Source organism: Thermocrispum agreste DSM 44070 (assembly GCF_000427905.1).
Taxonomy (GTDB): domain Bacteria; phylum Actinomycetota; class Actinomycetes; order Mycobacteriales; family Pseudonocardiaceae; genus Thermocrispum; species Thermocrispum agreste.
This window is the reverse complement of sequence record NZ_ATYX01000006.1, coordinates 245,480-269,318: the sequence shown is the minus strand read 5'-3', so window position 1 is coordinate 269,318 and position 23,839 is coordinate 245,480. Positions and strand designations below refer to the sequence as shown.

Genomic DNA, 23,839 nt, shown 5'->3' with positions numbered 1-23,839 from the left:
GAACAGTGCCGTCGGACTCACCCGCATCGTCTGATCATCGCCGGCAACCCATGTCCACCGACCCGTCTGCTGAGTCGACCGTGTCCGAGTACTTGATCTTGCAGCTGCCATCGGCGAACCGCGTCTACGCCGACGACGCGCCACGGTTGATGCGCGCCGAGCTCGCGGTCTTCGGCGAAGCCGTGGGCGGGATCGCGGACACCGACGAAGTGGAGCTCGCCGGGCTGCACTACGTGCGGTTCACCGCGCCCGAGCTGACCGGCGACCGGCTGGCCTTGCTGTCCAACGCCTCGTCGCTGTACGCGCTGTTCCAGCGGGTGGACGAGGACCTGCTGCGCCCGGTGCCGATCCGGCCGCTCGACCGGTTCGACTCCGACCTGCTGACCATCCAGAAGTACGCGGGCAAGACCAACGAGCAGTTCACCCGGCTGCTGCTCAACGTGACGTGCCTGGCCATGGCCGAGCCGCTGGCCATGCTGCGCCGCCCGTTGCGCGTCCTGGACCCGCTGTGCGGCCGGGGCACCACGCTCAACCAGGCGATGATGTACGGCTTCGACGCGGCAGGGGTGGAGCTGGCCGACCGTGACTTCGAGGCGTACGAGCGGTTCATCAAGACGTGGCTGCGCACCAAGAAGTTCAAGCACACCGCGGAGTCCGGCCCGCTGCGGTGGCAGCGGCGCCGGTTGGGGCGGCGGCTGGACATCACCTACGCGCCCACCAAGGAGGAGTTCAAGGCGGGCAGGACCCGGACGCTGTCGTTCCGCGCGACCGACACGCTGCACACCGCCAAGATCTTCGGGCGCAACGCGTTCGACGCGATCGTCACCGACGCGCCGTACGGCGTGCAGCACGGCAGCAGGCAGGCCGGCGAGCTGCAGCGCAGCCCGCGGGACCTGCTGTCGGCTGCCGTGCCCGTCTGGGTCACGGCGCTCAAGCCGGGCGGAGCGATCGGGATCTCCTTCAACGACCTGACGCTGCCCCGCGGTGAGCTGCTGGACCTGCTGACCCGGGCCGGGCTGAAGCCGCGTGAGGGCGCGCACTACGAGCAGTTCGCCCACCGAGTGGACAACGCGATCGTGCGTGACCTGGTGGTGGCGACGAAACCCTAGCCGCGAGCGGCTCCGTAGCGGGACGTCTGCGGGCTGTGCCGGTTCGTGGCATGCCCCGGCACTCGGCTGGAGCGGGGCCGGCCCGGAAGGCGAGACGACAGGCAAGGGCCGGCGCAGCCGACCTGGCGCCGCGGGTCCCGCTGGCCGCACGAACGTCAGCGCCCTTGCGGGCCTCGAGTACGAGACACCGAGGTCCGCGGCAGGCATGGACCACCTTCGTGGGCCACGACCGGGATCATGACGCACCACCGCAATCCACAGCGGGGCACGGACCACCTGGCGTCGTGACAGCGAGCCGGACAGCCCGAAGGCCCCCAGCGGGCGGTGCCGCGGCTCCAACGGGGCAGGCTGCCGGGCCAGGCAGCCCGGCCTACCGTGCGTCGGCCTCGTCCGTCTCGTCGGCGTCGATCGGCTTGCGATACGGATCCGGGTCGCCCGCAGGCTTGGCGTTGGTGGCCCGCCGCGCCAGCTCGGCGTCCGCTGCGCGCGCCTTGGCCAGCAGCTCGTCGATGTGCCGCGCGGACTCCGGCACATGGTCGGGGACGAACGTCAGCGTCGGCGTGAACCGCACCCCGGTCCCCGCACCGACCTTGCTGCGCAGCAACCCGCGGGCGGACTCCAGCGCGGCCGCGGCCGCGGCCATGTCCGGCTCGGCGTCCACGGTCTCACCCAGCACCGTGTAGTACACCGTCGCGTCGCGCAGGTCGCCGGTCAACCGGGTCTCGGTGATCGTGACGTTCTTCAGCCGCGGATCCTTGATCTCGTGCTCGATGGCCGAGGCCACGATCTGCCCGATCCGCTTGGCCAGCCTGCGCGCCCGGGCGTGATCCACCACCGCGCACCCCTCCTTGACTCGCTGTGCCTAGTCCCCGGGACCGAGCCAACGTCGGCGGGCCGACACCAGCTCCAGCTCCGGGCGCCCCGCGACCTGCCGTTCGCAGGCGTCGAGGACCTCGCCGACGTGACCGGCGTCCACCGACAGCGCGGCGACGCCGATCAACGTGCGGCGATACAGGTCCAGGTGGCCGGCCTCGGCGACCGCCACGTCGAACCGCTTGCGCAGCTCGGCGATCACCGGCCGGACCACGGACCGCTTCTCCTTCAAGGAGCGGACATCGCCCAGGACGATGTCCAGCTCCAGGACACCGACGTACACCTCACCTACTCACGGGGCTTTTCCCGCTGCTCGTAGGTCTCCACGACGTCGCCCACCTTGATGTCGCTGAACTTGCCCAAGGTGAGACCGCACTCGAAGCCCTCGCGGACTTCGGTGGCGTCGTCCTTGAACCGGCGCAGCGAGGCGATCTGCAGGTCGTCGGCGACCACCACGTTGTCCCGCAGCAGCCGCGCCTTGGCGTTGCGACGGATCAGGCCCGAGGTGACCAGGCAACCGGCGATGGTGCCGACCTTGGACGACTTGAACACCTCGCGGACCTCGGCCCGGCCCAGTTCGACTTCCTCGAACTCGGGCTTGAGCATGCCCTTGAGCGCGTTCTCGATCTCCTCGATCGCCTGGTAGATCACCGTGTAGTAGCGCACGTCCACGCCTTCCCGGGTGGCGATCTCGGTCGCCTTCCCCTCGGCACGGACGTTGAAGCCGAGCACGATGACGTTGTCGGCGATCGCCAGGTTGATGTCGCCCTCGGTGATCGCACCGACGCCGCGGTGGATGACCCGCAGCTCCACCTCGTCGCCGACGTCCAGCTTCATCAGGGCGTCTTCCAGTGCCTCGACGGTACCGGCGTTGTCGCCCTTGATGATCAGGTTCAGCTGCTTGGTCTCCTTCAGCGCCGAGTCCAGGTCCTCCAGGCTGATGCGCTTGCGCTTCTGCGCGTTCTGCGCCGCCCTCGCCCTGGCCTGGCGCCGCTCGGCGATCTGGCGAGCCGTGCGGTCCTCGTCCACCACCAGGAACGTGTCACCCGCGCCCGGCACCGACGTGAAGCCGATGACCTGCACCGGCCGCGACGGCAGCGCCTCGGTGACGTCCTCGTTGTGCTCGTCGACCATGCGCCGGACACGCCCGTAGGCCTCGCCCGCCACGATCGAGTCGCCGACCCGCAGCGTGCCGCGCTGCACCAGCACGGTGGCCACCGGGCCACGGCCGCGGTCCAGGTGCGCCTCGATGGCCACCCCCTGCGCGGGCATGTTCGGGTTGGCCCGCAGGTCCAGCGTGGCGTCCGCGGTCAGCAGGATCGCCTCCAGCAGCTGGTCGATGTTGGTGCCCTGCTTGGCCGAGATGTCGACGAACATCGTGTCGCCGCCGTACTCCTCGGCCACCAGTCCGTACTCGGTCAGCTGCTGGCGCACCTTGGCCGGGTTGGCGTCCGGCTTGTCGATCTTGTTGACCGCCACCACGATCGGCGCCTTGGCCGCCTGGGCGTGGTTGATCGCCTCGACCGTCTGCGGCATCACGCCGTCGTCGGCCGCCACCACGATCACCGCGATGTCGGTCGCGCTGGCACCACGGGCACGCATGGCGGTGAACGCCTCGTGACCCGGGGTGTCGATGAAGGTGATCAGCCGCTGCTCGCCGTCCAGCTCGGTGGACACCTGGTAGGCGCCGATGTGCTGGGTGATGCCACCGGCCTCGTGCTCCCGCACCGACGTCTTGCGGATGGTGTCCAGCAGGCGCGTCTTCCCGTGGTCGACGTGGCCCATCACGGTCACCACCGGCGGCCGGTACTCGAGGTCCTCCTCGTCGCCGATGTCCTCGCCGTAGGTGATGTCGAACGACTCCAGCAGCTCGCGGTCCTCTTCCTCCGGCGAGACGACCTGGACCTTGTAGTTCATCTCCGAGCCGAGCAGCTCGAGGATGTCGTCGGAGACCGACTGGGTCGCGGTCACCATCTCGCCGAGGTGGAACAGCACCTGCACCAGCGAGGCCGGGTTCGCGTCGATCTTCTCGGCGAAGTCGGTCAGCGAAGCGCCCCTGGGCAGCCGGATGGTCTCGCCGTTGCCCTTCGGCAGGCGCACGCCGCCGACGGTCGGCGCCTGCATGTTCTCCATGTACTCCTGGCGCTTCTGGCGCTTCGACTTGCGCCCCTTGCGGCTCGGGCCGCCGGGCCTGCCGAACGCGCCTGCCGCGCCGCCACGCCCCCGACCGCGGAAACCACCGCCGGGAGGCGCCGAGGGGCCGGAGCGGAAGCCACCGCCACCACCGCCGCGGAAACCGCCGCCGCCACCGCCGCGCGGGCCACCCGGCCCGCCACGGCCACGGCCACCGGGACCCCCGGGGCCCCCGCGGCCACCGGTACCCGCCGCGGGACGCTGCGGGCGCGGCGGCATCATGCCCGGGTTCGGCCTGGGCGGCATGTTGCCGGGGCTGGGCCTGCCACCGGCCGCCGGACGCTGTCCCGGACGCGGCCGCTCACCACCGGGACCCGGCCGAGGCGGCGCGGGACGCGGCGCGGAACCGGCGCCGACGCCGAACGGGTTGTTGCCGACCCGCGGCGGCCGCGGCCCCGGCTTCGGGCCCGGCTTGGGGCCCTGGGGGCGTGGCGGGATGACGCTCGGCGTGGGGGCCGGACCCGGCTTCGGTCCCGGCTTGATGTCGCCGGGCTTGGGCACCGGCGGCTTGGCCTGCTGCGGCTGGGCAGCGGGCTGCTCGGTGGTGCCGCCGGGCTTGGGCGGCACAGGCTTGGGCGCCGCATCGGACGTGGCCGCCCCCGACTTGGCCTGTCCCGCCGACGACTTGGCGGACGCGCCCTTCTTGTCGTCCTTCTTCTCGTCGGCCTTCTTGCCCCCGCCGAACGCATCGCGCAACCGCCGGGCGACCGGCGCCTCGACCGTCGACGATGCCGACTTCACAAACTCGCCTTGTTCCTTCAGCTTGGCGAGTACTTCCTTGCTCGTTACGCCGAGCTCTTTCGCGAGCTCGTGTACGCGGGCTCTGCCTGCCACTGCTCTCCTCATCTGCAGAGGCCGGCGGCGCTACCCGCTGACCTCGTCCTTACTGTCGCGCGTTCATGGCTTCAGCTTCACGGCTGACTCATGACGGGTCGACCTGCTTTCGTTACCTCGGCGTGGCACGGGCCTGCCGTACCCCTCCTCGTCCTGCGTGCCGGAGACAAGTCCGCTCGCGAAGCTGTCTTCCAGCTCGCCGGTGTCCAGCTGCCCAGAGACCCGTAACGCCCTGGGCAGAGCCTTCCGCCGGATCGCCTGCGTCAGGCACCGCTGATCGGGGTGCAGCCAGGCACCCCGGCCAGGCAACCGCCGACGGTGATCGACGACGGCGCGCCCACGCAGCGCGACAACTCGCACCAGCTCGCTACGCAACCCCCGCTTCCGACATCCCACACACGTGCGAACCGGTTGGTGACCGGATGCACCGTGCGAGGAGGTCGTCAGCTGGTGTTGCGCCACAGTCGAGTCTATCGTTCCGGTCCACTCCGTACCGAAGGTGGTTACTGCTCCGGTGTGCCGCCCGCCGCCGAGGCCGCTTGCGGGCCCGCGGGCGCGGGCTCCGGCTGCCCGGCGGTCTCCGCATCGCTGCGGATGTCGATCCGCCATCCGGTCAGCCGCGCGGCCAGCCGAGCGTTCTGCCCTTCCTTGCCGATGGCCAGCGACAGCTGGAAGTCCGGCACGATCACCCGCGCCGTCCTCGTGCGCTCGTCGACCACCTGGACCGAGACCACCTTCGCAGGCGACAGCGCGTTCCCGACGAACGTGGCCGGGTCGTCGGAGTGATCGATGATGTCGATCTTCTCCCCGCCCAGCTCGCTCATCACGTTCCGCACCCGGGCGCCGACCGGGCCGATGCACGCACCCTTGGCGTTCACCCCGGGCACCGTCGACCGCACGGCGATCTTGGTGCGGTGGCCCGCCTCCCTGGCCACCGACGTGATCTCCACGGTTCCGTCGGCGATCTCCGGCACCTCGAGCTCGAACAGCTTGCGCACCAGGTTCGGGTGGGTGCGCGACAGCGTGATCTGCGGCCCGCGCACCGTGCGCGCCACGCCGCACACGTAGGCCCGCAACCGGGTGCCGTGCTCGTACCGCTCCCCCGGCACCTGTTCGGCGGCCGGGATGACGCCCTCGGTCTCCCCGAACGCGACCACGACCATGCCGCGCGCGTTGGCCCGCGCGTCTCGCTGGACGACACCGGCGATGACCTGGCCTTCTTTGGCGGCGAACTCGCCGTAGGTCTTCTCGTGCTCGGCGTCTCGCAGCCGCTGCACGATGACCTGGCGCGCGGTGGTCGCGGCGATCCTGCCGAATCCCTCCGGAGTGTCGTCCCACTCCTCGACCGGCTCGCCGCGCTCGTTCAGCCGGTACGCGATCACCCGCACGTACCCGGTCTTGCGGTCGATGTCGATCTTGGCGTGCGGCTGGTGCCCCTCGGTGTGCTTGTACGCGGTCAGCAGAGCCGACTCGATGGCCTCCAGCACCGTCTCGAACGGGATGTCCTTGTCCCGCTCGATCGCCCGCAGCGCGGCAATGTCCACGTTCATCGGGCGTCATCCTCCTTGGTCGCCGAGCACCGGGAGGCAGGCTTGCCGGTGCCTGCTGCTTTCCTCCCAGTGTGCCGCCCGGAGCCGGGGTCAGGCGAATCGGCGCCGTGCAGGGCGGCCTGTTCCGCCTCGTCCTCCTCGATCATCCGCAGTTCGTCGGCCGGCGGCTGCTTGAACTCCACCTCCACCACCGCGGTGGCGACGTCGGCGTAGGCGACGTCGACGAACTGCTTGCCGACCAGGACCCGCACCGACTTCTCGCCCGCATACCCCACCCGGCCGACGAACGGCTCCCCCTCGGCCGGTGTGATCTTCACCAACCGGTAGCGGGCCCGGCGCCAGTGGCGGCGCTGCGTCAGCGGCCGGTTCAGGCCCGGTGAGGTGACCTCGAGGGTGTAGGCGCCCGCGATCAGGTGATCGTGCTCGTCGAGTTTGCGGGACAGTGCACGGCTGGTATCGGCGATTTCGTCGAGACCGATCCCGTCGTCGGCGTCGACCACGACCTTCACCAGCTTCTTCCGGCCCGCTTGCTGGACCTCCAGCGAGTCCAGGTCGAACCCGAGCCCGTCGACCACGTCGACCACGATGGGCTCCAACCGCTTGGCGAGATCGTTGGTCATGGGCATCTCCCCTATTCGGCTGGGCTGGCGGTTGTGGGTGTCGGTCCAGCTTAAGGTACGCACCTGGCAGGATGCTGGGTGTGCAGGTGGGTCGTCGTGATGTGCTCCGGTGGAGTGGTACAGCCCTGCTGACCATGCCGTTCGCCCTGTCCGCGGTGTCGGCGTGCTCGGGTGGATACGACGACTCACCCGACCCGCTGGCGCCCGTGGCCGCCGCGGCGCGCGCCGACGCGGAGGCCGCACGCGAGATGGGCGGCAAGCTGGCCGAGCAGATCGCCGAGCTGCGCGCCGCACAGGCCGATGCGGTCCAGCGGGAGGTCGACCGGGCCAACCGGCCGCCCGCCCCGGCCGGTGACCGTCCGCCTGCGACGTCGCCGAAAGCGCTCGGCAAGCGGCTGCGCTCGGCCGCCGAACAGGCGGTGGGGCTCATCCCGCGGGAGAGCAGGCCGCGGGCCGGCCTGCTGGCCTCGGTCGCCGCTGGCTGCAGTGCCGGGCTCGCGCTCGACGGCAGCTTGGGATCGCCACCCGCACCGCGGTTCGCGGCCCCGGACCCGGGCGACCAGCTCGACGAGGCGGCCGTCCAGACGCTGCAGGACGCGCTCGCCGCCGAGCACGCGACGCTGTGGGTCTTCGGGCTGGTCACCGCGTTCCTGCCGGGCAGCTACGACAAAGGCCTCCGCGCGGCCACCGTCGAACACCGGCAGCGGCGAGACGCGGCGCAAGCAGCGTTGATCTCTGCGGGAGCCACGCCTGTGCTGGCGGAGACCGCGTACGCCACACCCAAGCCAGTGAAGGACGACAAGTCGGCTCGCGCGGCGGTCGTCGCGGCGGAAACGGATGCCGTGGCTGCCTGGCGTGTGGTGATCGAACACTGCGACGTTGCCCAGGTGCGCTCGCTGGCGGTGGCCGCGATGCAGGCATCCGCCGCCCGCCTGACCCGATGGCGGCTGGAGGCGGGGATGCGGCCGGCGGCACTCGCCATGCCAGGAGCCAGGTCCTGATCGTCCGGCGGAAGGTTCACCACCGAAGCCGGAGGGCCGGCATCGCCACGGCCAGGCCTGCGACGACAACGGAGCGACCCGGCCCGGTCATCGCCGGGCGCGCATCTTCGGTTCGAGCCGCAACGCCTGAGTGGTGATCTGGTCCAGTAGTGCGGCATTGCGGGTGTCGCCGAAGAAGGCAGCCTCCACGATCGTCAGCCTGGGCCCGCTGGTCTTCGACGCGTACTTGCCGCCGGCCACCTGGGGCAGCCCTGGCCGCGAGACGGTGCCGTCCCTGATCAGATCGGAGACGTTGCCGGTGCCGTCGGTGTCGGTCAGCTTCTTCAGTGCGCGCGCCTGCGACCGGCTCGGCATCGTCACCACCGACACCGCGACCGCCGCCCTGGCGCCGTCCGCGCGGACGTCGAACAGCCCACGGATCACTTCGCGGCAGGGACGCTCGGCGAACCACTCGCGCACCTTGCCGTAGGAGACGTCGTCGCAGCGCTGCCGGACGTCCAGCGGCGCCAGTGCCCGGTAGGTGAACCGGCCCGCGCGCAGGACCGGCGGGCGGCCGGGGCCGCCGCCGCTGTCGTCGGCAGCGCCGCCGGAAGAGGAGGGCCGGTCGGCGGAGGAGAAGCGCGTCTCGTCCGGGTCGCTGCGGATCGACCACCACACCAAGCTGGACAGCGCGGCCACGATCACCAGGCCGAGCACGAAGAGCACCCGCGCGGTGCGTACTCGGCCGGGTGAGGCGGATGCCACGGGCCTGTCCGGCGCCATGGGGTATCTCGGCGTCGCGGTCATGACCCCGCCACCGTAGCGGCTCGCGGTGGCTCGGACGAAGCCCCGAACGAGACGGACTGCACCTTGTGCACCGGACGTCGGCCCGATGCCGAACCGGGTACGCGTGGCAAAGGCCGCGAACCAAGAGAACGCCGCGGCGACTTCGTGATGTGCGTCACCGACGACGAGAAGCGCGGAGGGACCGCACCGGAGTACTGCCGCGCGGCGGCACCCGACCTTGCCGGGAATTCGCCCGGAAACCCCGTCCACCTGGCGTGCCGCGCCGGCAGGCTTTCGCCGGCCAGACTCGGTCACCGCCCGAACCTCAGTGGTCGTCCGAACCGCGAATCGGGTCGTCCTCCGGACCGCCCGCCCGGTCGGCGTTGTCCGCAGGCACGTCACGCACCCGCGGCAGCTCCTCGACACGGCCCTGAAGGACCTCGTCGTCGCCGAGACGGCCCGCGTCGGCGATGTCGTCCGGCCCGATGTCGGGTCGCTCCTGTCGCAACCGCTCGTCCAGCGGCTCGCCTTCGGCCTGCTCGGCCTGGGTCATGCCGTAGCGGTCCGCGCCTGCCCAGCCTTCCGGCAGTTCGGCGCCCCCTTCCAGCGGGTCGGCCTGAAGGTCGTCCTGGTCGAGCTGCTCGCTCGGCGACAACGGCGCCTGCTCGTCCGATGCCTCGGTCATCCGTCCTCACCTCGTCCGCGAGTACCCGGCTGGCAGCGCGGCGAATCGCGCCGCCCGACGGCGCCTCCGGCCCGCGCCGAAGCGGCACCGGAAGCGGACCCGGTCAGAAGTAGTGCCGCCTGCCGAGCACCGGCCGGTTGAGCGAGCCGAGCAGGAACAGCACCGCGCCCACCACCAGGAGCACCACGCCGATGGTCCACAGCACGCCGACGTCCAGCACCAACCCCAGCACCAGCAGGATCAAGCCCAAGATGATCATCAGTTGCTCCTCGTCGATTCCGCGTTGCTCGCCCCACCGGTCGCGGGACACCGGCGGTTGCCCCCGATCGGGTTAGCGCAAACGCGTCAGTCGGGCCGACGGCCGCATTGGCGGCACAAATGGGCCGGATGGACCTGAAGGCGCACCGTCGCTTGGCGCAACCCGCCCCGGAAGGACCCGGAAGCACGATGCGACCCGTCGGCCGGAGATCCGCCCGGTGGCCTGCTCCACGCGCGTTCCGGGTTGCCCGTTCGACCGGCACGGACGACTCTTCGGTCAAAGTTCGTCGCCCAGTTGGAGCACCGTGACAACACCGCGCGGCACGTTGATCACTACGCGTACCAGCGTTCGCTCCGAACGGCACACCCGATCTGGTGGCGTTCGCCGGGATCTCCGGCGCGATGCCGACCGATCGTGGTGACCTGCTGCTTCCCGCCGTACCGGGCATCGAGGATGCCGCGCACGGCGCGTACCGGCCGACCACGCGGTTCCCGCAGCGATGCGCCGCGCCGTTCCCCGGCCGCCGCATCGGCCGGTGGAGGGAGCGGAAGCGGGCGACCGGCGCTCAGCGCGCCGAATCGGACGGCGGGGGCGCGGTCGTCTCCCGCTGGATCACCTTCGGGTGCAGCAGATGCCGCACCGGTTCGGTCCTGCCGTCGCGGACCCGCTCCAGAACGGCCTGCGCGGCCAGCCTGCCCATCACTTCTCGAGGCTGGTCGACGGTGCTGAGGCCGACGTGCGCCAGCGTGGACAGCGACGTGTTGTCGTAGCCGATCACGGACACGTCGTCCGGAACCCGCAGCCCGGCCTCCTCCAGGGCGGAGATCGCCCCGATGGCGTTCACGTCGTTCGCCGCGACGATCGCCGTCGGCAACGGTTCGTCCTGCTCGAGCAGCGTTCGCACGGCTTTGGCGCCGGCCACGTCGGTGTACTCGCTGCGGATGACCGACGGCTGGAGGCCGTGCTTCTTCATGCCGTCGACGTACCCGCGGCGGCGCAGCGCCGACTGGGATCCGCGCCCGCCGTCGAAGTGCACGATCCGGCGATGGCCCAGGCCGACCAGGTGATCCACGGCCAGCTCGGAGCCCGCCCTGCCGTCGTCGTTGACCGTGTCGGCCGAGCGCAGGCGAGTCGACCTGGCCACCAGCACCACCGGGACCTGCTCGGCCGCCGCCTTGATCTCCGCGGTCTCCACCGCGGGCCCGAGCAGCACCATTCCCGCCGGACGGAACGACAGCAGGCTGCGCACCGCCTGCCGCTCGCCGGCTGGCGTGCGCCTGCCGGTGTTGATGATCAGCTCGAAGCCCGCCTTGCGGGTGACCGCCTCCAGCCCGTCCACCACTTCCGCGAAGAACGGGTTGTGCAGGTCGGACACCATGACGCCGAGCACCGTCGACGTGCGGGACGCCAGCGACCGGGCCATCACGTGCGGCGAGTAGCCGAGCTCTCGAGCGGCCTTGAAGACCGCGTCCCGGCGGGCTTGGCTGACGTTCGGCGCCCCCCGCATGACCAGGGACACCAACGCGCGCGACACCCCCGCCCGCGCAGCCACGTCCTCCATCGTCGGCCGGCTTGCCACCGCGCACCTCCATCCGCTTTGTTACCGCCGGGTGTCGCCGCGTTGACACCAGGGTTGACACTCCGCGCGAAACGCTACAACATGAGAGCCCCATCACTATTAGAGCGCTCTAATCGGACTCCGGAAGTCACCCGAAAGGTTTTGCGAGGACACATGGACATTGGAGTCGCCGGAGTCGGCCGCATCGGCGAGATGCACGCCACGCATCTCGCCGAGCTGGACGGGCGAGAAGCGCCGGACAAGATCCTGCTGTTCGACCCCGTGCCAGAACGCGCCGAGGCGGTTGCCGATTCGTTGCCGGAGCACGTCACCGCGGTGGCGTCGTTCGACGAGCTGCTGGCCGCGGACGGCGTGGTGATCGCGACGCCCACGGACACCCATGCCGATCTGGTGCGACGTGCGGTGCAGGCCAAGACGCCGGTGCTGTGCGAGAAACCGCTGGGGCCGGACATGCCCACCATGACGGACCTGGTCAAGGAGATCGACGCGTCCGGCGTGGAGGTCGTGGTGGGGTTCCAGCGCCGCTTCGACCCGGCCACGGTCGCGGTTCGCCGCAGGCTGCGGTCCGGCGAAGCGGGCTCGGTCTACCTGGTCCGGGCCGCGATCATCGACCACGTCCCGCCGCCGAAGGAGTACATCCCGACCTCGGGCGGGCTGTTCAAGGACTGCCTGATCCACGACCTGGACATGGTTCCGTGGCTGATCGGCGAGCCGGTCGTGGAGGTGTGGGCGTCCGGGTCGGTGCTGGTCGACCAGGCATTCGCCGACGCCGGTGACGTGGACAACGCCGTGGTCACGTTGCGCTTCGCCTCCGGGGCGCACGCGCAGCTGACCGCGGGCCGCCACCAGCCGGTCGGCTACGACTGCCGGCTGGAGGTCTACGCCAGCAAGCAGACGCTGGCGGTCGGCTGGGACGAGCACGCCCCGCTGGTGCGGGTCGAGCCGGACCCGATCGAACCGAAGCAGCCCTGGGACTCGTTCATGCAGCGGTACAAGAACGCCTACCTGAACGAGCTGCGCGTGTTCGCGGACGTCATCGCCGGCCGGGCGGAGAATCCGTCGCCTGCACGCGAGAGCTTGAACAGCTTGCGGCTGGCCGAAGCGTGCGAGGAGTCGATGCGCAACGGCAGGCCGGTCCGACTGGAGGCGCAGTGATGACCCAGACGTTCGCGGATCCGGCTGCGTCGATCCGCCTGGCCGCGGCGCCCATCTCCTGGGGCGTGTGCGAGGTGCCCGGCTGGGGCCGGGTGCTCGAGCCGCCGAAGGTGCTCGGCGAGATGGCCGAACTTGGCCTGTCGGCGACCGAACTCGGCCCGCCGGGGTACCTGCCGGACGACCCGTCGGCGCTGCTGCGCCAGTTCGGCCTGTCCCTGGTCGGCGGCTTCCTGGCGACCCCGCTGCACGTGTCGGTCGACGAGGCGGTTGCGGCGGCCGAGCGCTCCGCCAAGCAACTGTCCGCCGGTGGCGCGGAAGTGCTCGTGCTGGCCGCCGCCACCGGGCTGACCGGCTACGACGAGCGACCCGAACTGACCGACGAGCAGTGGAACACGTTGATCCGGTCCGCGGACGCCGTCGCCGAGGTGGCCGCGGGCTACGGCCTGCGCACGGTGCTGCACCCGCACGTGGGCACCTACGTGGAGACCGAACCCGAGGTGGAACGGTTCCTGCGCGACTCGTCGCTGCCACTGTGCGTGGACTCCGGTCACCTGATGATCGGCGGCACCGACCCGGTCCGGCTGGTGCAGCAGCACGCCGACCGCGTCGGTCACGTGCACCTGAAGGACGTGCGCGCCGCCGTGGCCGAGCGGGTGCGGGCAGGCGAACTGACCTACACCGCGGCGATTTCGCAAGGCTTGTACGCGCCCTTGGGCGACGGTGACGTCGACATCGCGGAGATGATCCGCGTGCTGTGCTCGGCGGACTACCGGGGCTGGTACGTCCTGGAGCAGGACACCGCATTGCCCGAGGACGAAACGGGCGACGTCGACCGCCCGAAGGTGGACACGGAACGGTCCATGCGCTACCTCAAGTCGATCATCGGTACGTCCCACCGATGACTTACACCGTGGAGGTTGACAATGAGGTCGAAGCACTCATCCCGCCGTCGGCGGCTGTTCTCCGGACTTGCTGTCGCAGCGAGTGCAGCGCTGCTGGTGGCGTGCACGCCACCGAGCGGGTCCAGCGGCGGCACCAACGACACCGGCGGCGGTGGTGGCGGCGACGGTGACCTGAACTTCGCGGTCATCACCCACGGCACCCCGGGTGACGCGTTCTGGAACGTGGTCAAGAACGGCGCAGAGCAAGCCGGTGAGGACCTCGGCGTCGGGGTCGAGTACACCTCGGACGGCGACGCGGGTGCCCAAGCCAGGTTGATCGACAACGCCGTGACGCAGAAGGTCGACGGCATCGTGGTGTCGATGGCCAACCCGGACGCGCTCAAGGGTGCGATCGAGAACGCGGTCAAGGCAGGCATCCCGGTCATCACCATCAACTCCGGCTCGGCCAAGAGCAGGGAGTTCGGCGCCATCGCCCACGTCGGACAAGAGGAGGACATCGCAGGCGAGGAAGCCGGCAAGCGGCTGAAGGAAGACGGCAAGAAGAAGCTGCTGTGCGTGATCCACGAAGCGGGCAACATCGGCTTGAACCAGCGGTGCGACGGCGCCAAGCGCGGGTTCGGCGGTGAGGTCAAGAACCTGCAGGTGGACATCAACAACCCCACCGACATCGAGTCGCGTATCCGCGGCGCGCTGCAGGCCGACAAGTCGGTCGACGCGGTGCTGACGCTCAACCCGCAGGTGGCGGTGAACGCCACCGCGGCGGCCAAGGGCGCCAGCTCCTCCCCCACGATCGCCACGTTCGACCTGAACGCCGACGTGGTGGAGAAGATCAAGTCCGGTGAGATCGAGTTCGCCGTGGACCAGCAGCAGTATCAGCAGGGTTACCTGCCGATCGTGATGCTCAAGCTTTACGTGGAGAACGCCAACACGCTCGGTGGCGGGCAGCCGGTGCTCACCGGCCCCGGCTTCGTCGACGAGTCGAACATCGACGACGTCGCCAAGTACGCCGAGCGCGGCACGCGGTAGGGAGGAGCATGTCCGTAACAACCTCGACGTCGGGGTCGGGCCAGGAAGCCGACAAAGGCACCGTCCGATCGTCGACGCAAGACGAACGGCTGGCCCAGGTCGGGCTGGCCCAGCGGCTGATCGTGCGCCCCGAGATCGGGGCGGCGCTCGGCGCGCTGGTGGTGTTCGTGTTCTTCTCGGTGATCACCGAGCAGTTCCTCACCCTCGGCGGCGTGGCGACGTGGCTCGACGACGCCTCGACACTGGGCATCATGGCCATCGCCGTCGCCCTGCTGATGATCGGCGGCGAGTTCGACCTGTCGGCGGGGGTGATGACCGCCTCCACCGCGCTGGTCACGGCGCTGCTGGCCACTCAGGCCGGTCTCAACGTGTGGCTGGCCCTGCTGGTGTCGCTGATCTTCGCCTTGGGCGTGGGAGCGTTCAACGGCTGGCTGGTCATGCGCACCGGGCTGCCCAGCTTCATCGTGACGCTGGGTACGTTCCTGGCGCTGCAGGGCCTGAACCTGGGTGTCACCAGGCTGGCCACCGGCACCGTGCAGGTGTCCGGCATGCGTGCCACCGAAGGCTACGAGTCGGCGGGCCTGTTCTTCGCCTCCACCATCGACATCTTCGGGCAGCCGTTCCGGATCTCGGTGGTGTGGTGGATCCTGCTCACCGCGCTTGCCGCCTTCGTGCTGGTCCGTACCCGGTTCGGCAACTGGATCTTCGCGGTCGGCGGTGCGCCCACCAGCGCACGCGCCGTCGGTGTGCCGCTGGTCCGCACCAAGATCCTGTTGTTCATGACCACGGCGTTCGCCGGGTGGCTGGTCGGATCGATCAACATCCTGCGGTTCGCCAGCGTCCAGGCCAACCAGGGCATCGGGTTGGAGCTGCAGTTCATCATCGCCGCGGTGGTCGGCGGCTGCCTGCTGACCGGTGGTTTCGGTTCCGCGGTCGGTGCCGCGATCGGCGCGCTGATCTTCGGCATGGCCCGGCAGGGAATCATCTACGCCCAGTGGGACAGCGACTGGTTCATGCTCTTCCTGGGTGTGCTGCTGCTGGCCGCGGTGCTGGTGAACAACTCGTTGCGGCGGCGCGCGGAAAGGGTCAGACGATGAGCACCCCATTGATCGAGGTTCGCAACGTCGGCAAGACCTACGGCAACGTCATCGCGCTGCGGGACGTCTCCACCGAGGTCAGGGCGGGTGAGGTCACCTGCGTGCTGGGTGACAACGGCGCCGGCAAGTCCACGCTGATCAAGATCTTCGCCGGCGTGCACCAGCACGACCGGGGCGAGTTCCTCTTCGAGGGCAAGCCGGTGAAGTTCAACTCGCCGCGGGAAGCGCTGGACATGGGAATCGCCACCGTGTACCAGGACCTGGCGGTGGTGCCCCTGATGAGCGTGTGGCGCAACTTCTTCCTGGGTGCCGAGCCCAGGAAGTACGGCTTCGTGCTCGACCGGCGCAAGGCCCAGCAGACCACCAAGCGCGCGCTCGCCGAGATGGGCATCGACCTGCGCGACGTGGAGCAGCCGGTGGGCACGCTCTCCGGTGGTGAGCGGCAGTGCGTGGCGATCGCCCGCGCGGTGCACTTCGGCGCCAAGGTGCTCATTCTCGACGAGCCGACCGCGGCGCTGGGCGTCAAGCAGACCGGTGTCGTGCTGAGGTTCGTCGCCCAGGCCCGTGACCGCGGGCTGGGCGTGGTGCTGATCACCCACAATCCGCACCATGCGTACCCGGTCGGCGACCGGTTCCTGTTGCTCAAGCGCGGCGCGCCGCTCGGCAACTACACCAAGTCGGAGATCACCCTGGCCGAGCTGACCCAGCAGATGGCCGGTGGTGCCGAGCTGGAGGCACTGGAACACGAACTACGCGGAGTCAAAGCCTCGTGACCGTCGAAGTGCTGACAGTTGGCAGGGTCGGCGTCGACCTCTACCCGGAGCAGAGCCGGGTGGGCTTGGCGGACGTGCAGACGTTCGCCAAGTCCCTGGGAGGTACGGCGACGAACGTGGCGGTCGCTGCGGCCCGGCTGGGCCGCAGCGCCGCCGTCCTCACCAAGGTCGGCCCGGACCCGTTCGGCGACTACGTCCGCAAGGCGCTGCGGTCCTTCGGGGTGTCGCCGGACTACGTGGGCACCGCGCCCGACCTGCAGACCCCGGTGGTGTTCTGCGCGCTCGACCCGCCGGAGGATCCCCCGCTGCTGTTCTACCGGCTGCCTACCGCCCCGGACCTGACGCTGACCACCGACGACGTGCCGTGGGAGGTGGTCGAGCAGGTCCCGTTGCTGTGGGTGACCGGCACCGGGGTGAGCGCCGAGCCGGCCAGGAGCACGCAGCGCGAGCTGCTGCAACGGCGCCGGCGGCGGCAGCACACCGTGCTCGACCTCGACTACCGGCCGATGTTCTGGCCGGACGTCGACACCGCCCGCCGGGAGATCGGCTGGATGCTGCAGCACGTCACCGTGGCGGTGGGCAACCGGACCGAGGTCGAGGTGGCCACCGGGACGGCGGATCCGGACGAGGCGGCCAAGCGGATGTTCGACCAGGGCGTGGAGCTGGCGATCATCAAGCTCGGCGGCGACGGCGTCCGGCTGTACACCCAGGACGGCTCGTGGACGGTGCCGCCGCAGCGGGTCGAGGTGGTGTGCGGCCTCGGCGCCGGTGACGCGTTCGGCGGCGCGCTGGTGCACGGCCTGCTGTCCGGGTGGGAGCCGGAGCGGATCGGCCGGTACGCCAACGCGGCGGGTGCGCTGGTGGCCGCCAGGCTCGCGTGCGCCGACGCGATGCCGACCATCGCCGAGATCGAGGAGTTGTTGTGCGACTGACCGATGCTCAGTGGGCCGAGCTGCTGCGGGTGCGGGCGACCGACCCCGCGGCGATCGCCCACGCCTACGCCACCAGGCGGCGTCGGCCGTTGCTGCGGCCCGGGCAGCACACGTTGTTCCTGGTCGCCGCCGACCATCCGGCGCGTGGCGCGCTGGCGGTCGGCGGTGACCCCACCGCGATGGCCAACCGCCGTTCGCTGCTGGAGCGGCTGCTGACCGCTCTGGAGAACCCCGACGTGGACGGCGTGCTGGCCTCGCCGGACGTGGTGGAAGAACTGCTGTTGCTGGACGCGCTGCACGACAAGGTCGTCATCGGCTCGATGAACCGGGGCGGCCTGGCGGGCGCCACCTGGGAGATCGACGACCGGTTCACCGGCTACGACGCCGAGTCGATCGCCCGGCTCCGGCTGGACGGCGGCAAGCTGCTGCTGCGGCTGGTGGACGACGACCCGGGGACGATCCCCACGCTGGAGGCCTCCGCGAAGGCCGTCACCGCGCTGGCCGCCAACGGCCTGATGGCGATGGTGGAACCGCTCCCCTACCGGCGTGTTCCGCCTGCCGACGGCGCATCCGGCCCCGGCAGGCTGGAGCTGCTGAAGGACCCGGCATCGCTGGCGCGGGCCATCACCGTGGCGTCGGCGCTGGGCACCACCTCGGCCTACACGTGGCTGAAACTGCCCGCTCCCGCCTCGCCGGAGCCGCTGGACGCGACCACCCTGCCGGTGCTGGTGCTCGGCGGGGTGCCGTCGAAGGACCCGGCGCAGGACCTGGCGTCGTGGGGCAAGGCGCTGCGCCACCCGGTGGTGCGCGGCCTGGTGGTCGGCCGTGCCCTGCTGTACCCGCCCGATGGAGATGTCGCGGCCGCCGTGGCTGCTGCCGCGAAGACGTTGCAGTCGGTGGAGGCTGACGAAGATGTCTGATCTGTTGCGCCCGCACGGCAGTCTGGCCGACGGCGACGACCCGGTCCGGCTCACCCCGGAGTCGGCGGGGTGGACCTACACGGGTCTGCGCGTGCTGCGGCTGCAACCAGGGGTGGAGCGGGTCGTCCGGACCGGCGGGTACGAGGCGTTCGTGCTGCCGCTGTCCGGCGGCTGCACCGTGTCGGTCGACGGGGAGACGTTCACGCTGGAGGGCCGGGAGTCGGTGTTCACCAAGGTGACCGACTTCGCCTACGTCCCGCGGGACGCCGAAGTGGCGCTGCGCGCCCCGGCGGAGCAGAGCGAGCCGACCGAGGTCGCGCTGCCCATGGCGCGGTGCGAGCGGCGGCTGGAGCCGCGCTACGGCCCGGCCGAGGACGTTCCGGTGGAAGTGCGCGGGGCGGGCAACGCCACGCGCCAGGTGAACAACTTCGGCGTGCCCGGGGTGTGGGACCACGCCGACAAGCTGAACGCCTGCGAACTACTCACCCCGGACGGCAACTGGTCGTCGTACCCGCCGCACAAGCACGACGAGGCGACCGAGTGCGAAGTCGTCAACGAGGAGATCTACTACTTCCGCATCGCCGGCCGGGACGGGCGCAAGCCGAGCAGGGAAGGGTTCGGCATGCACCGCACCTACACCCACGACGGGGCGATCAACGCGTCCGTCACGGTGCGGGACGGTGACGTGTTCCTGATCCCGCGCGGCTACCACGGTCCGTGCATCGCCGCACCCGGCTACACCATGTACTACCTGAACGTGCTGGCCGGGCCGGCGGAGGAACGTTCGATGGCCTTCTGCGACGACCCGGCCCATGCCTGGGTCCGCGATTCGTGGGGTGACCAGAAGCCCGATCCACGCTGTCCGATGACCGACGCCCGAGGACTGGTGCGATGACCACGCTGAAGCTGACAACCTCGCAGGCGCTCGTCCGCTGGCTGGTGGCCCAGCAGGTCGAGCTGCCGGACAACTCGACTGGGCCGCTGTTCGGCGGCGTGTTCGCGATCTTCGGCCACGGCAACGTGCTGGGGCTGGGAGCGGCGCTGGAAGAGTACAAGGACCAGCTGCCGGTGTGGCGCGGGCACCACGAAGGCGGCATGGCGCTGGCCGCCGCCGGGTTCGCCAGGGCGACGCAGCGGCGGCAGGTCGCCGTGGCCACGTCGTCGATCGGCCCCGGCGCGCTGAACATGGTCACCGCCGCCGGTGTCGCGCACGCCAACCGGCTGCCGCTGCTGCTGCTGCCCGGCGACACGTTCGTCGGGCGGGCGCCGGACCCGGTGCTGCAGCAGGTGGAGCACTTCGGCGAGCCGACCGTGACGGTCAACGACGCGTTCCGCGCGGTGTCCCGCTACTTCGACCGGATCACCCGGCCGGAGCAGCTCATCGCGACGCTGCCGCAGGTGGCCAGGACGCTGACCGACCCGGAGACGGCGGGCCCGGTGACGATCGCGCTGCCGCAGGACGTGCAGGCCGAGGCGTTCGACTTCCCGGAGTCGCTGTTCGAGCCGGTGGTGCACCGCATCCCGCGGCCGCGGCCGGACACCCGCGAGGTGGCCGAGGCGGCCGAGGTGCTGCGCCGGGCCGAGCGGCCGCTGATGATCCTCGGCGGCGGCGTGCGCTACTCGCTGGCGGGCAAGCAGGCCGCCGAGTTCGCCACCAAGCACGGCATCCCGCTGGCGGAGACCACCGCGGGACGCACGCTGGTGCCGCACGATCACCCGAACCACGCGGGCCCGATCGGCATCACCGGGTCGTCGTCGGCCAACACGCTGGCCGCGGAGGCGGACGTGGTGCTGGCCGTCGGTACCCGGCTGCAGGACTTCACCACGGCGTCGTGGACCGTGTTCGCGCCCGAGATGCGCATGGTGTCGATCAACGTGGCGCGGTTCGACGCGGTCAAGCACGGCGCGGTGGCCGTGGTGGGCGACGCCGCCGAGACGCTGACCGAGCTGACCGCGGCGCTCGGCGACTGGCGCGCGCCCGAGGCCTGGACCGGCCGGGCCGCCGAGGAGCGGGCCAAGTGGGACGCGCACGTCGACAAGCTGCGCAACCCGGTCGACGGCGTGGCCACCTACGCCCAGGTGGTCGGCGAGGTGAACGAGGCAAGCGGCCCGGACGACTACGTGCTGACCGCTTCCGGCGGGCTGCCCGGGGAGCTGATCGGTGGCTGGCGCACCGTGCCGGACGCCACCGAGCCGACCATGGACGTCGAGTACGGCTTCTCCTGCATGGGCTACGAGCTGTGCGGCGCGTGGGGTGCCGCCATCGCCCGCATGGACCGGCTGGAGCGCGGCGGCCTGGTGACCGCGCTGGTCGGGGACGGCTCGTACCTGATGCTGAACTCCGAGCTGTACTCCGCGGCGTTCGCCGGCCATCCGTTCGTCGCGGTGGTGTGCGACAACGGCGGTTACGCCGTCATCGACCGGTTGCAGCGCGGTCAGGGGAACGCGGCGTTCAACAACATGTACTCCGACTGCCGCACGTCGCACGACACTCCCCCGCAGACCGATTTCGCCGCACACGCGGCGTCGCTCGGCTGCTCGGTGCTGTCGGTGGACGAGCCCGGCGAGTTCGCCGACGCCTACGCGGAGGCCAGGAAGCTGGCCATCAGCGAGCGGCGGCCCGCGGTGGTGGTGCTGCGGACCCATCCCACGACGTGGACCGAGTCGGGTGCCTGGTGGGAAGTCGGCGTCCCCGAGACGTCGTCCCGCTCGGCGGTCCAGGCGGCCAGGGCCGACTTCGAGGCCGCCAAATCCCGGCAACTGCGGTATCTCGCCCGGTGATCGGCCGTGGCCGCGGGGCCTACCCGGCGCCGCGGCCACGGCGCCCCCACACCGCGATCGCTTCGGCGATCGCGGTTTCCATTGTGACGACCGCGATCGCTGCTTTCGGCAAGCGAAGTGGCCGCCGTCATGCCCGATGACTGAGCCTCGGCCCCGTGGCGTGCGTGCCGGCGGTCGCGGCGCCCGTGGCCAATCCCACACCTCGCGTGGCCGCCTCCGCAGGCGCATCGATTGTTAGCATCGGTAAGTAATTTCTTTGCGCACTGGGAAAGTTTTGCGGAGGACCACCACATGAGTGCTGAGCCACGCCTGCTCGACGCGGTACGCGGACAACCCAAGCAGGTGTGGATCACCGCGTTCGCCGCGGTGATCGCGTTCATGGGCATCGGACTGGTCGACCCGATCCTGCTGTCCATCGCCGAAGGGCTGCACGCCACGCCCTCCGAGGTCACCGCCCTGTTCTCCGCCTATCTCGGCGTCCAGGTGGTGGCCATGCTGCTCACCGGCATCGCCACCGCGCGCTTCGGCGCCAAGCGCACCGTGGTGATCGGCCTGACCCTGATCGTGATCACCACCGCACTGTGCGCGGCGGCCGGGTCGATCCAGCAACTCATCGCGCTGCGCGCCGGCTGGGGCCTGGGCAACGCGCTGTTCATCGCGACCGCGCTGTCGGTGATCGTCGGCGCAGCCTCCGGCGGCCAGCGCGGCGCCATCCTGCTGTACGAGGCCGCGCTCGGCCTGGGGTTGTCGGTGGGCCCGCTGCTGGGTGCCGCGCTCGGCCACCTGTCGTGGCGCGGCCCGTTCCTCGGCACGTCCGTGCTGATGGCCGTGGCGCTGGTGCTCAGCATCTTCCTGCTGCAGTCCGACGCCGGCCTGCCACGACAGCACATCCGGTTGCTCGATCCGCTGCGCGCCCTGCGCCATCGGGCATTGCTGCGCACCTCGGTGGCCTCCGCCCTCTACACGGCCGCCTTCTTCACCGTGCTCGCCTGGTCGCCCTTCGTGCTGCAGTGGGACGCCATCGAGGTCGGCCTGGTGTTCTTCGGCTGGGGCGTGAGCGTGGCGGTGGCCGGTGTGGTGCTGGCGCCCCGGCTGGCCGCACGCATCGGCGACGAGCTCGCCACCGTGCTGTCCATCTGCGGCTACGCCGTCCTCATGGTCGTGCTGGCGCTCGGCGACAAGACGCTGGTGGCCGTGGGGGTGATCGTCAGCGGGCTGATCTCCGGGCTGCTGAACACCCTGCTGACCGGGGCCGCCATGAGCGTCAGCGACGCGCCGCGGCCGGTGGCCAGCGCCGGTTACAACGTGCTGCGCTGGGCGGGCGGCGCACTGGCCGCCACTTTCGTCGGACCGATCGCCGAGTGGTTCGGCGCCGCGCACGCCCCGTTCGTGGTGGCGATCGTGCTGTGCGTGCTGGCCGCCGGCGTGCTCGGCATCGGCTTGGTCCGCATGCGCACCCCGCGGACCGCGCTGGCCGCTACCGACTAACGGGCGTCCGCACGGGCCAACCGGCGTTCACCGTCCCGCATCGGCTCCCTGGGCTCGGGGATCTGCACGTCCCATGCCCGCCTGCGCAGCTGGACCGGGACGTCCTCGCCACGAGCCTGCGCCTGGAACACCGCGGCGCGAGCCCGGCGCCACCAGACGGCCACCCGCCAGCTGCCGAGCACCAACAGCGCCACGACGCCGAGCAGGGCGATGCGGAAGCTGTCCCCGGTGAGTTCGAGCAGCACGCCGACCAGCCACATCGACACGGCGATCGCGGTGAAGCCGCCGACGTTGACCACGCCGGTGGCCGTGCCCACCCTGGACAGCGGGTTGTAGTCCCTGGCCAGGGCGAAGGCGATCATCGACGCGGGCCCGCCGAGCGACACCCACACCAGCGCGGGCACCAGCACCAGCAGCGGAAGCCTGCCGGGCCAGCCGAGCAGCAACCCCCACCACACCGCGGAGCCTGCCAGGTAGGTGATCACCAGCGGCATCCGCATCTCCGGGCGCCTGCCGATGTAGGCGCCCACCGCCGGACCGCCGAGCATCGAGCCGAACACCAGCACCATGAGCAGCCCGCTGGCCTGCGTCTCGGTGTAGCCCTGACTGCGCACCAGGTAGGGCATGCCCCACATCAGGCTCAGCACGCTCGGGCTGAACGACGTGGTGAAGTGCACCCAGAAGCCCAGCCGGGTGCCGGGCACCCGCCACGCCTCGGTGACCTGACGGCCCAGCTGCCGGACGGCCACCTGCTTCGGCCGACCGGCCGCTTCGTGCGGCGCTTCCCGCACGGCGAACTGCACGACCAGCACGTACGAGACCGTGGCCAGTCCGACCGTCAGGAACGTGGGCAGCCAGCCGAATCCGGCCAGCGCCAGGGTCAACGGCATCGTCGCCGCCAGGTTGCCGACGAAGCCGAGGGCTCCGGTCAGTGCGGCCACCAGCGTGTACCGGCGGGCCGGGAAGTGGCTGGCCGCGATGCGCAGCACCGCGATGAAGGTGAGGGAGTCACCGACGCCGAGCACGCCGCGGGCGAGCAGTCCCTGCCAGTACTGGTCGGCGACCGCGATCAGCATCTGGCCGCTGCCGAGGAAGATCAGCGCGGCGGTGAGGACGGCCCGCGGACCGAACCGGTCGACCAGCACCCCGGTGGGGATCTGCATCGCGGCGTAGACGGCGATCTGCAGCACGGTGAACGTGCTCAGCGCGGCCGCTCCCACCCCGAAGCGTTCCGCGGCTTCCAGACCGGCGACGCCGAACGTCGTGCGATGAAACACCGCCAGCACGTACACCATGA

General features: G+C 70.8%; 23 protein-coding genes. 12 read left to right on the top strand and 11 right to left on the bottom strand.

What is annotated here, in order from left to right; translation table 11 throughout:
- Positions 1-80: 80 nt before the first annotated feature.
- Positions 81-1,109 carry a TRM11 family SAM-dependent methyltransferase gene (locus YWY_RS0103485; RefSeq protein ID WP_028846477.1) on the top strand — a complete coding sequence of 343 codons (1,029 nt, stop codon included), beginning with the start codon at positions 81-83 and terminating at the stop codon, positions 1,107-1,109.
- Positions 1,110-1,479: 370 nt separating this feature from the next.
- Here the strand turns inward: YWY_RS0103485 and rbfA are convergent, their stop codons facing one another.
- From rbfA to rimP, 6 genes are all read right to left on the bottom strand, one after another.
- On the bottom strand, positions 1,480-1,944 hold the full coding sequence (rbfA, locus tag YWY_RS0103480; protein ID WP_028846476.1) for a 30S ribosome-binding factor RbfA: 465 nt from the start codon (positions 1,942-1,944) through the stop codon (positions 1,480-1,482).
- A 27-nt stretch (positions 1,945-1,971) separates the two neighbouring features.
- Entirely contained in the window at positions 1,972-2,265 is a 294-nt protein-coding gene (locus tag YWY_RS0103475; RefSeq protein ID WP_028846475.1) for a DUF503 domain-containing protein, read from the bottom strand.
- 5 nt (positions 2,266-2,270) lie between these two features.
- Entirely contained in the window at positions 2,271-5,009 is a 2,739-nt protein-coding gene (infB, locus tag YWY_RS0103470; RefSeq protein ID WP_028846474.1) for a translation initiation factor IF-2, read from the bottom strand.
- A 63-nt stretch (positions 5,010-5,072) separates the two neighbouring features.
- Complete coding sequence (locus tag YWY_RS23565; RefSeq protein WP_156899088.1) at positions 5,073-5,618, bottom strand: YlxR family protein; 546 nt, start codon at positions 5,616-5,618, stop codon at positions 5,073-5,075.
- The gene (gene nusA, locus YWY_RS0103465; RefSeq protein WP_028846473.1) at positions 5,513-6,559 is read right to left on the bottom strand and encodes a transcription termination factor NusA; all 1,047 of its coding nucleotides are present in this window, start codon (positions 6,557-6,559) and stop codon (positions 5,513-5,515) included. Before nusA ends, YWY_RS23565 begins: the two co-directional genes overlap by 106 nt.
- Positions 6,556-7,179 (bottom strand): ribosome maturation factor RimP, encoded by a 624-nt coding sequence (gene rimP / locus YWY_RS20085; RefSeq protein ID WP_084608915.1) that lies wholly within the window; start codon positions 7,177-7,179, stop codon positions 6,556-6,558. Before rimP ends, nusA begins: the two co-directional genes overlap by 4 nt.
- A gap of 134 nt (positions 7,180-7,313) precedes the next feature.
- On the opposite strand from rimP, the gene YWY_RS0103455 reads away from it, so the two are divergent.
- Positions 7,314-8,180, top strand: coding sequence for a ferritin-like domain-containing protein (locus YWY_RS0103455; protein WP_169725209.1), 867 nt, complete (start codon positions 7,314-7,316; stop codon positions 8,178-8,180).
- Between the two features lie 87 nt (positions 8,181-8,267).
- Here YWY_RS0103455 and YWY_RS0103450 read toward each other — a convergent pair whose 3' ends face one another.
- The 4 genes from YWY_RS0103450 to YWY_RS0103430 all read right to left on the bottom strand — a co-directional run bounded on the left by YWY_RS0103450 (position 8,268) and on the right by YWY_RS0103430 (position 11,450).
- Positions 8,268-8,924: a hypothetical protein gene (locus YWY_RS0103450; protein ID WP_156899087.1), complete on the bottom strand. Its 657-nt coding sequence runs from the start codon at positions 8,922-8,924 to the stop codon at positions 8,268-8,270.
- A gap of 346 nt (positions 8,925-9,270) precedes the next feature.
- Positions 9,271-9,630, bottom strand: coding sequence for a hypothetical protein (locus tag YWY_RS20080; protein WP_051309621.1), 360 nt, complete (start codon positions 9,628-9,630; stop codon positions 9,271-9,273).
- A 103-nt stretch (positions 9,631-9,733) separates the two neighbouring features.
- Complete coding sequence (locus YWY_RS24280; RefSeq protein ID WP_169725208.1) at positions 9,734-9,889, bottom strand: DUF6131 family protein; 156 nt, start codon at positions 9,887-9,889, stop codon at positions 9,734-9,736.
- 565 nt (positions 9,890-10,454) lie between these two features.
- Positions 10,455-11,450, bottom strand: coding sequence for a LacI family DNA-binding transcriptional regulator (locus YWY_RS0103430; protein ID WP_028846470.1), 996 nt, complete (start codon positions 11,448-11,450; stop codon positions 10,455-10,457).
- Between the two features lie 171 nt (positions 11,451-11,621).
- Here YWY_RS0103430 and YWY_RS0103425 point away from each other — a divergent pair, with 171 nt between their 5' ends.
- The 10 genes from YWY_RS0103425 (at position 11,622) to YWY_RS0103380 (ending at position 22,542) form a co-directional block, all read left to right on the top strand.
- Positions 11,622-12,623 carry a Gfo/Idh/MocA family protein gene (locus YWY_RS0103425; RefSeq protein ID WP_028846469.1) on the top strand — a complete coding sequence of 334 codons (1,002 nt, stop codon included), beginning with the start codon at positions 11,622-11,624 and terminating at the stop codon, positions 12,621-12,623.
- Entirely contained in the window at positions 12,623-13,525 is a 903-nt protein-coding gene (locus YWY_RS0103420; protein ID WP_051309692.1) for a TIM barrel protein, read from the top strand. Before YWY_RS0103425 ends, YWY_RS0103420 begins: the two co-directional genes overlap by 1 nt.
- 21 nt (positions 13,526-13,546) lie before the next feature.
- Positions 13,547-14,551: a sugar ABC transporter substrate-binding protein gene (locus YWY_RS0103415; RefSeq protein ID WP_028846467.1), complete on the top strand. Its 1,005-nt coding sequence runs from the start codon at positions 13,547-13,549 to the stop codon at positions 14,549-14,551.
- An 8-nt stretch (positions 14,552-14,559) separates the two neighbouring features.
- Positions 14,560-15,648 carry an ABC transporter permease gene (locus YWY_RS0103410; protein ID WP_084608871.1) on the top strand — a complete coding sequence of 363 codons (1,089 nt, stop codon included), beginning with the start codon at positions 14,560-14,562 and terminating at the stop codon, positions 15,646-15,648.
- Positions 15,645-16,421 (top strand): ATP-binding cassette domain-containing protein, encoded by a 777-nt coding sequence (locus YWY_RS0103405; RefSeq protein WP_028846465.1) that lies wholly within the window; start codon positions 15,645-15,647, stop codon positions 16,419-16,421. The genes YWY_RS0103410 and YWY_RS0103405 overlap by 4 nt, the downstream gene beginning before the upstream one ends.
- Positions 16,418-17,353 carry a 5-dehydro-2-deoxygluconokinase gene (iolC, locus tag YWY_RS0103400; protein ID WP_028846464.1) on the top strand — a complete coding sequence of 312 codons (936 nt, stop codon included), beginning with the start codon at positions 16,418-16,420 and terminating at the stop codon, positions 17,351-17,353. The genes YWY_RS0103405 and iolC overlap by 4 nt, the downstream gene beginning before the upstream one ends.
- Positions 17,344-18,273, top strand: coding sequence for a Cgl0159 family (beta/alpha)8-fold protein (locus YWY_RS0103395; protein WP_028846463.1), 930 nt, complete (start codon positions 17,344-17,346; stop codon positions 18,271-18,273). The genes iolC and YWY_RS0103395 overlap by 10 nt, the downstream gene beginning before the upstream one ends.
- On the top strand, positions 18,266-19,168 hold the full coding sequence (iolB, locus tag YWY_RS0103390) for a 5-deoxy-glucuronate isomerase (protein ID WP_028846462.1): 903 nt from the start codon (positions 18,266-18,268) through the stop codon (positions 19,166-19,168). Before YWY_RS0103395 ends, iolB begins: the two co-directional genes overlap by 8 nt.
- A gap of 5 nt (positions 19,169-19,173) precedes the next feature.
- Complete coding sequence (iolD, locus tag YWY_RS0103385; protein WP_028846461.1) at positions 19,174-21,054, top strand: 3D-(3,5/4)-trihydroxycyclohexane-1,2-dione acylhydrolase (decyclizing); 1,881 nt, start codon at positions 19,174-19,176, stop codon at positions 21,052-21,054.
- A 291-nt stretch (positions 21,055-21,345) separates the two neighbouring features.
- Positions 21,346-22,542 (top strand): MFS transporter, encoded by a 1,197-nt coding sequence (locus tag YWY_RS0103380; protein WP_028846460.1) that lies wholly within the window; start codon positions 21,346-21,348, stop codon positions 22,540-22,542.
- Here the strand turns inward: YWY_RS0103380 and YWY_RS20070 are convergent.
- On the bottom strand, positions 22,539-23,837 hold the full coding sequence (locus tag YWY_RS20070; RefSeq protein ID WP_051309619.1) for an MFS transporter: 1,299 nt from the start codon (positions 23,835-23,837) through the stop codon (positions 22,539-22,541). The genes YWY_RS0103380 and YWY_RS20070 overlap by 4 nt on opposite strands.
- Positions 23,838-23,839 lie beyond the last annotated feature (2 nt).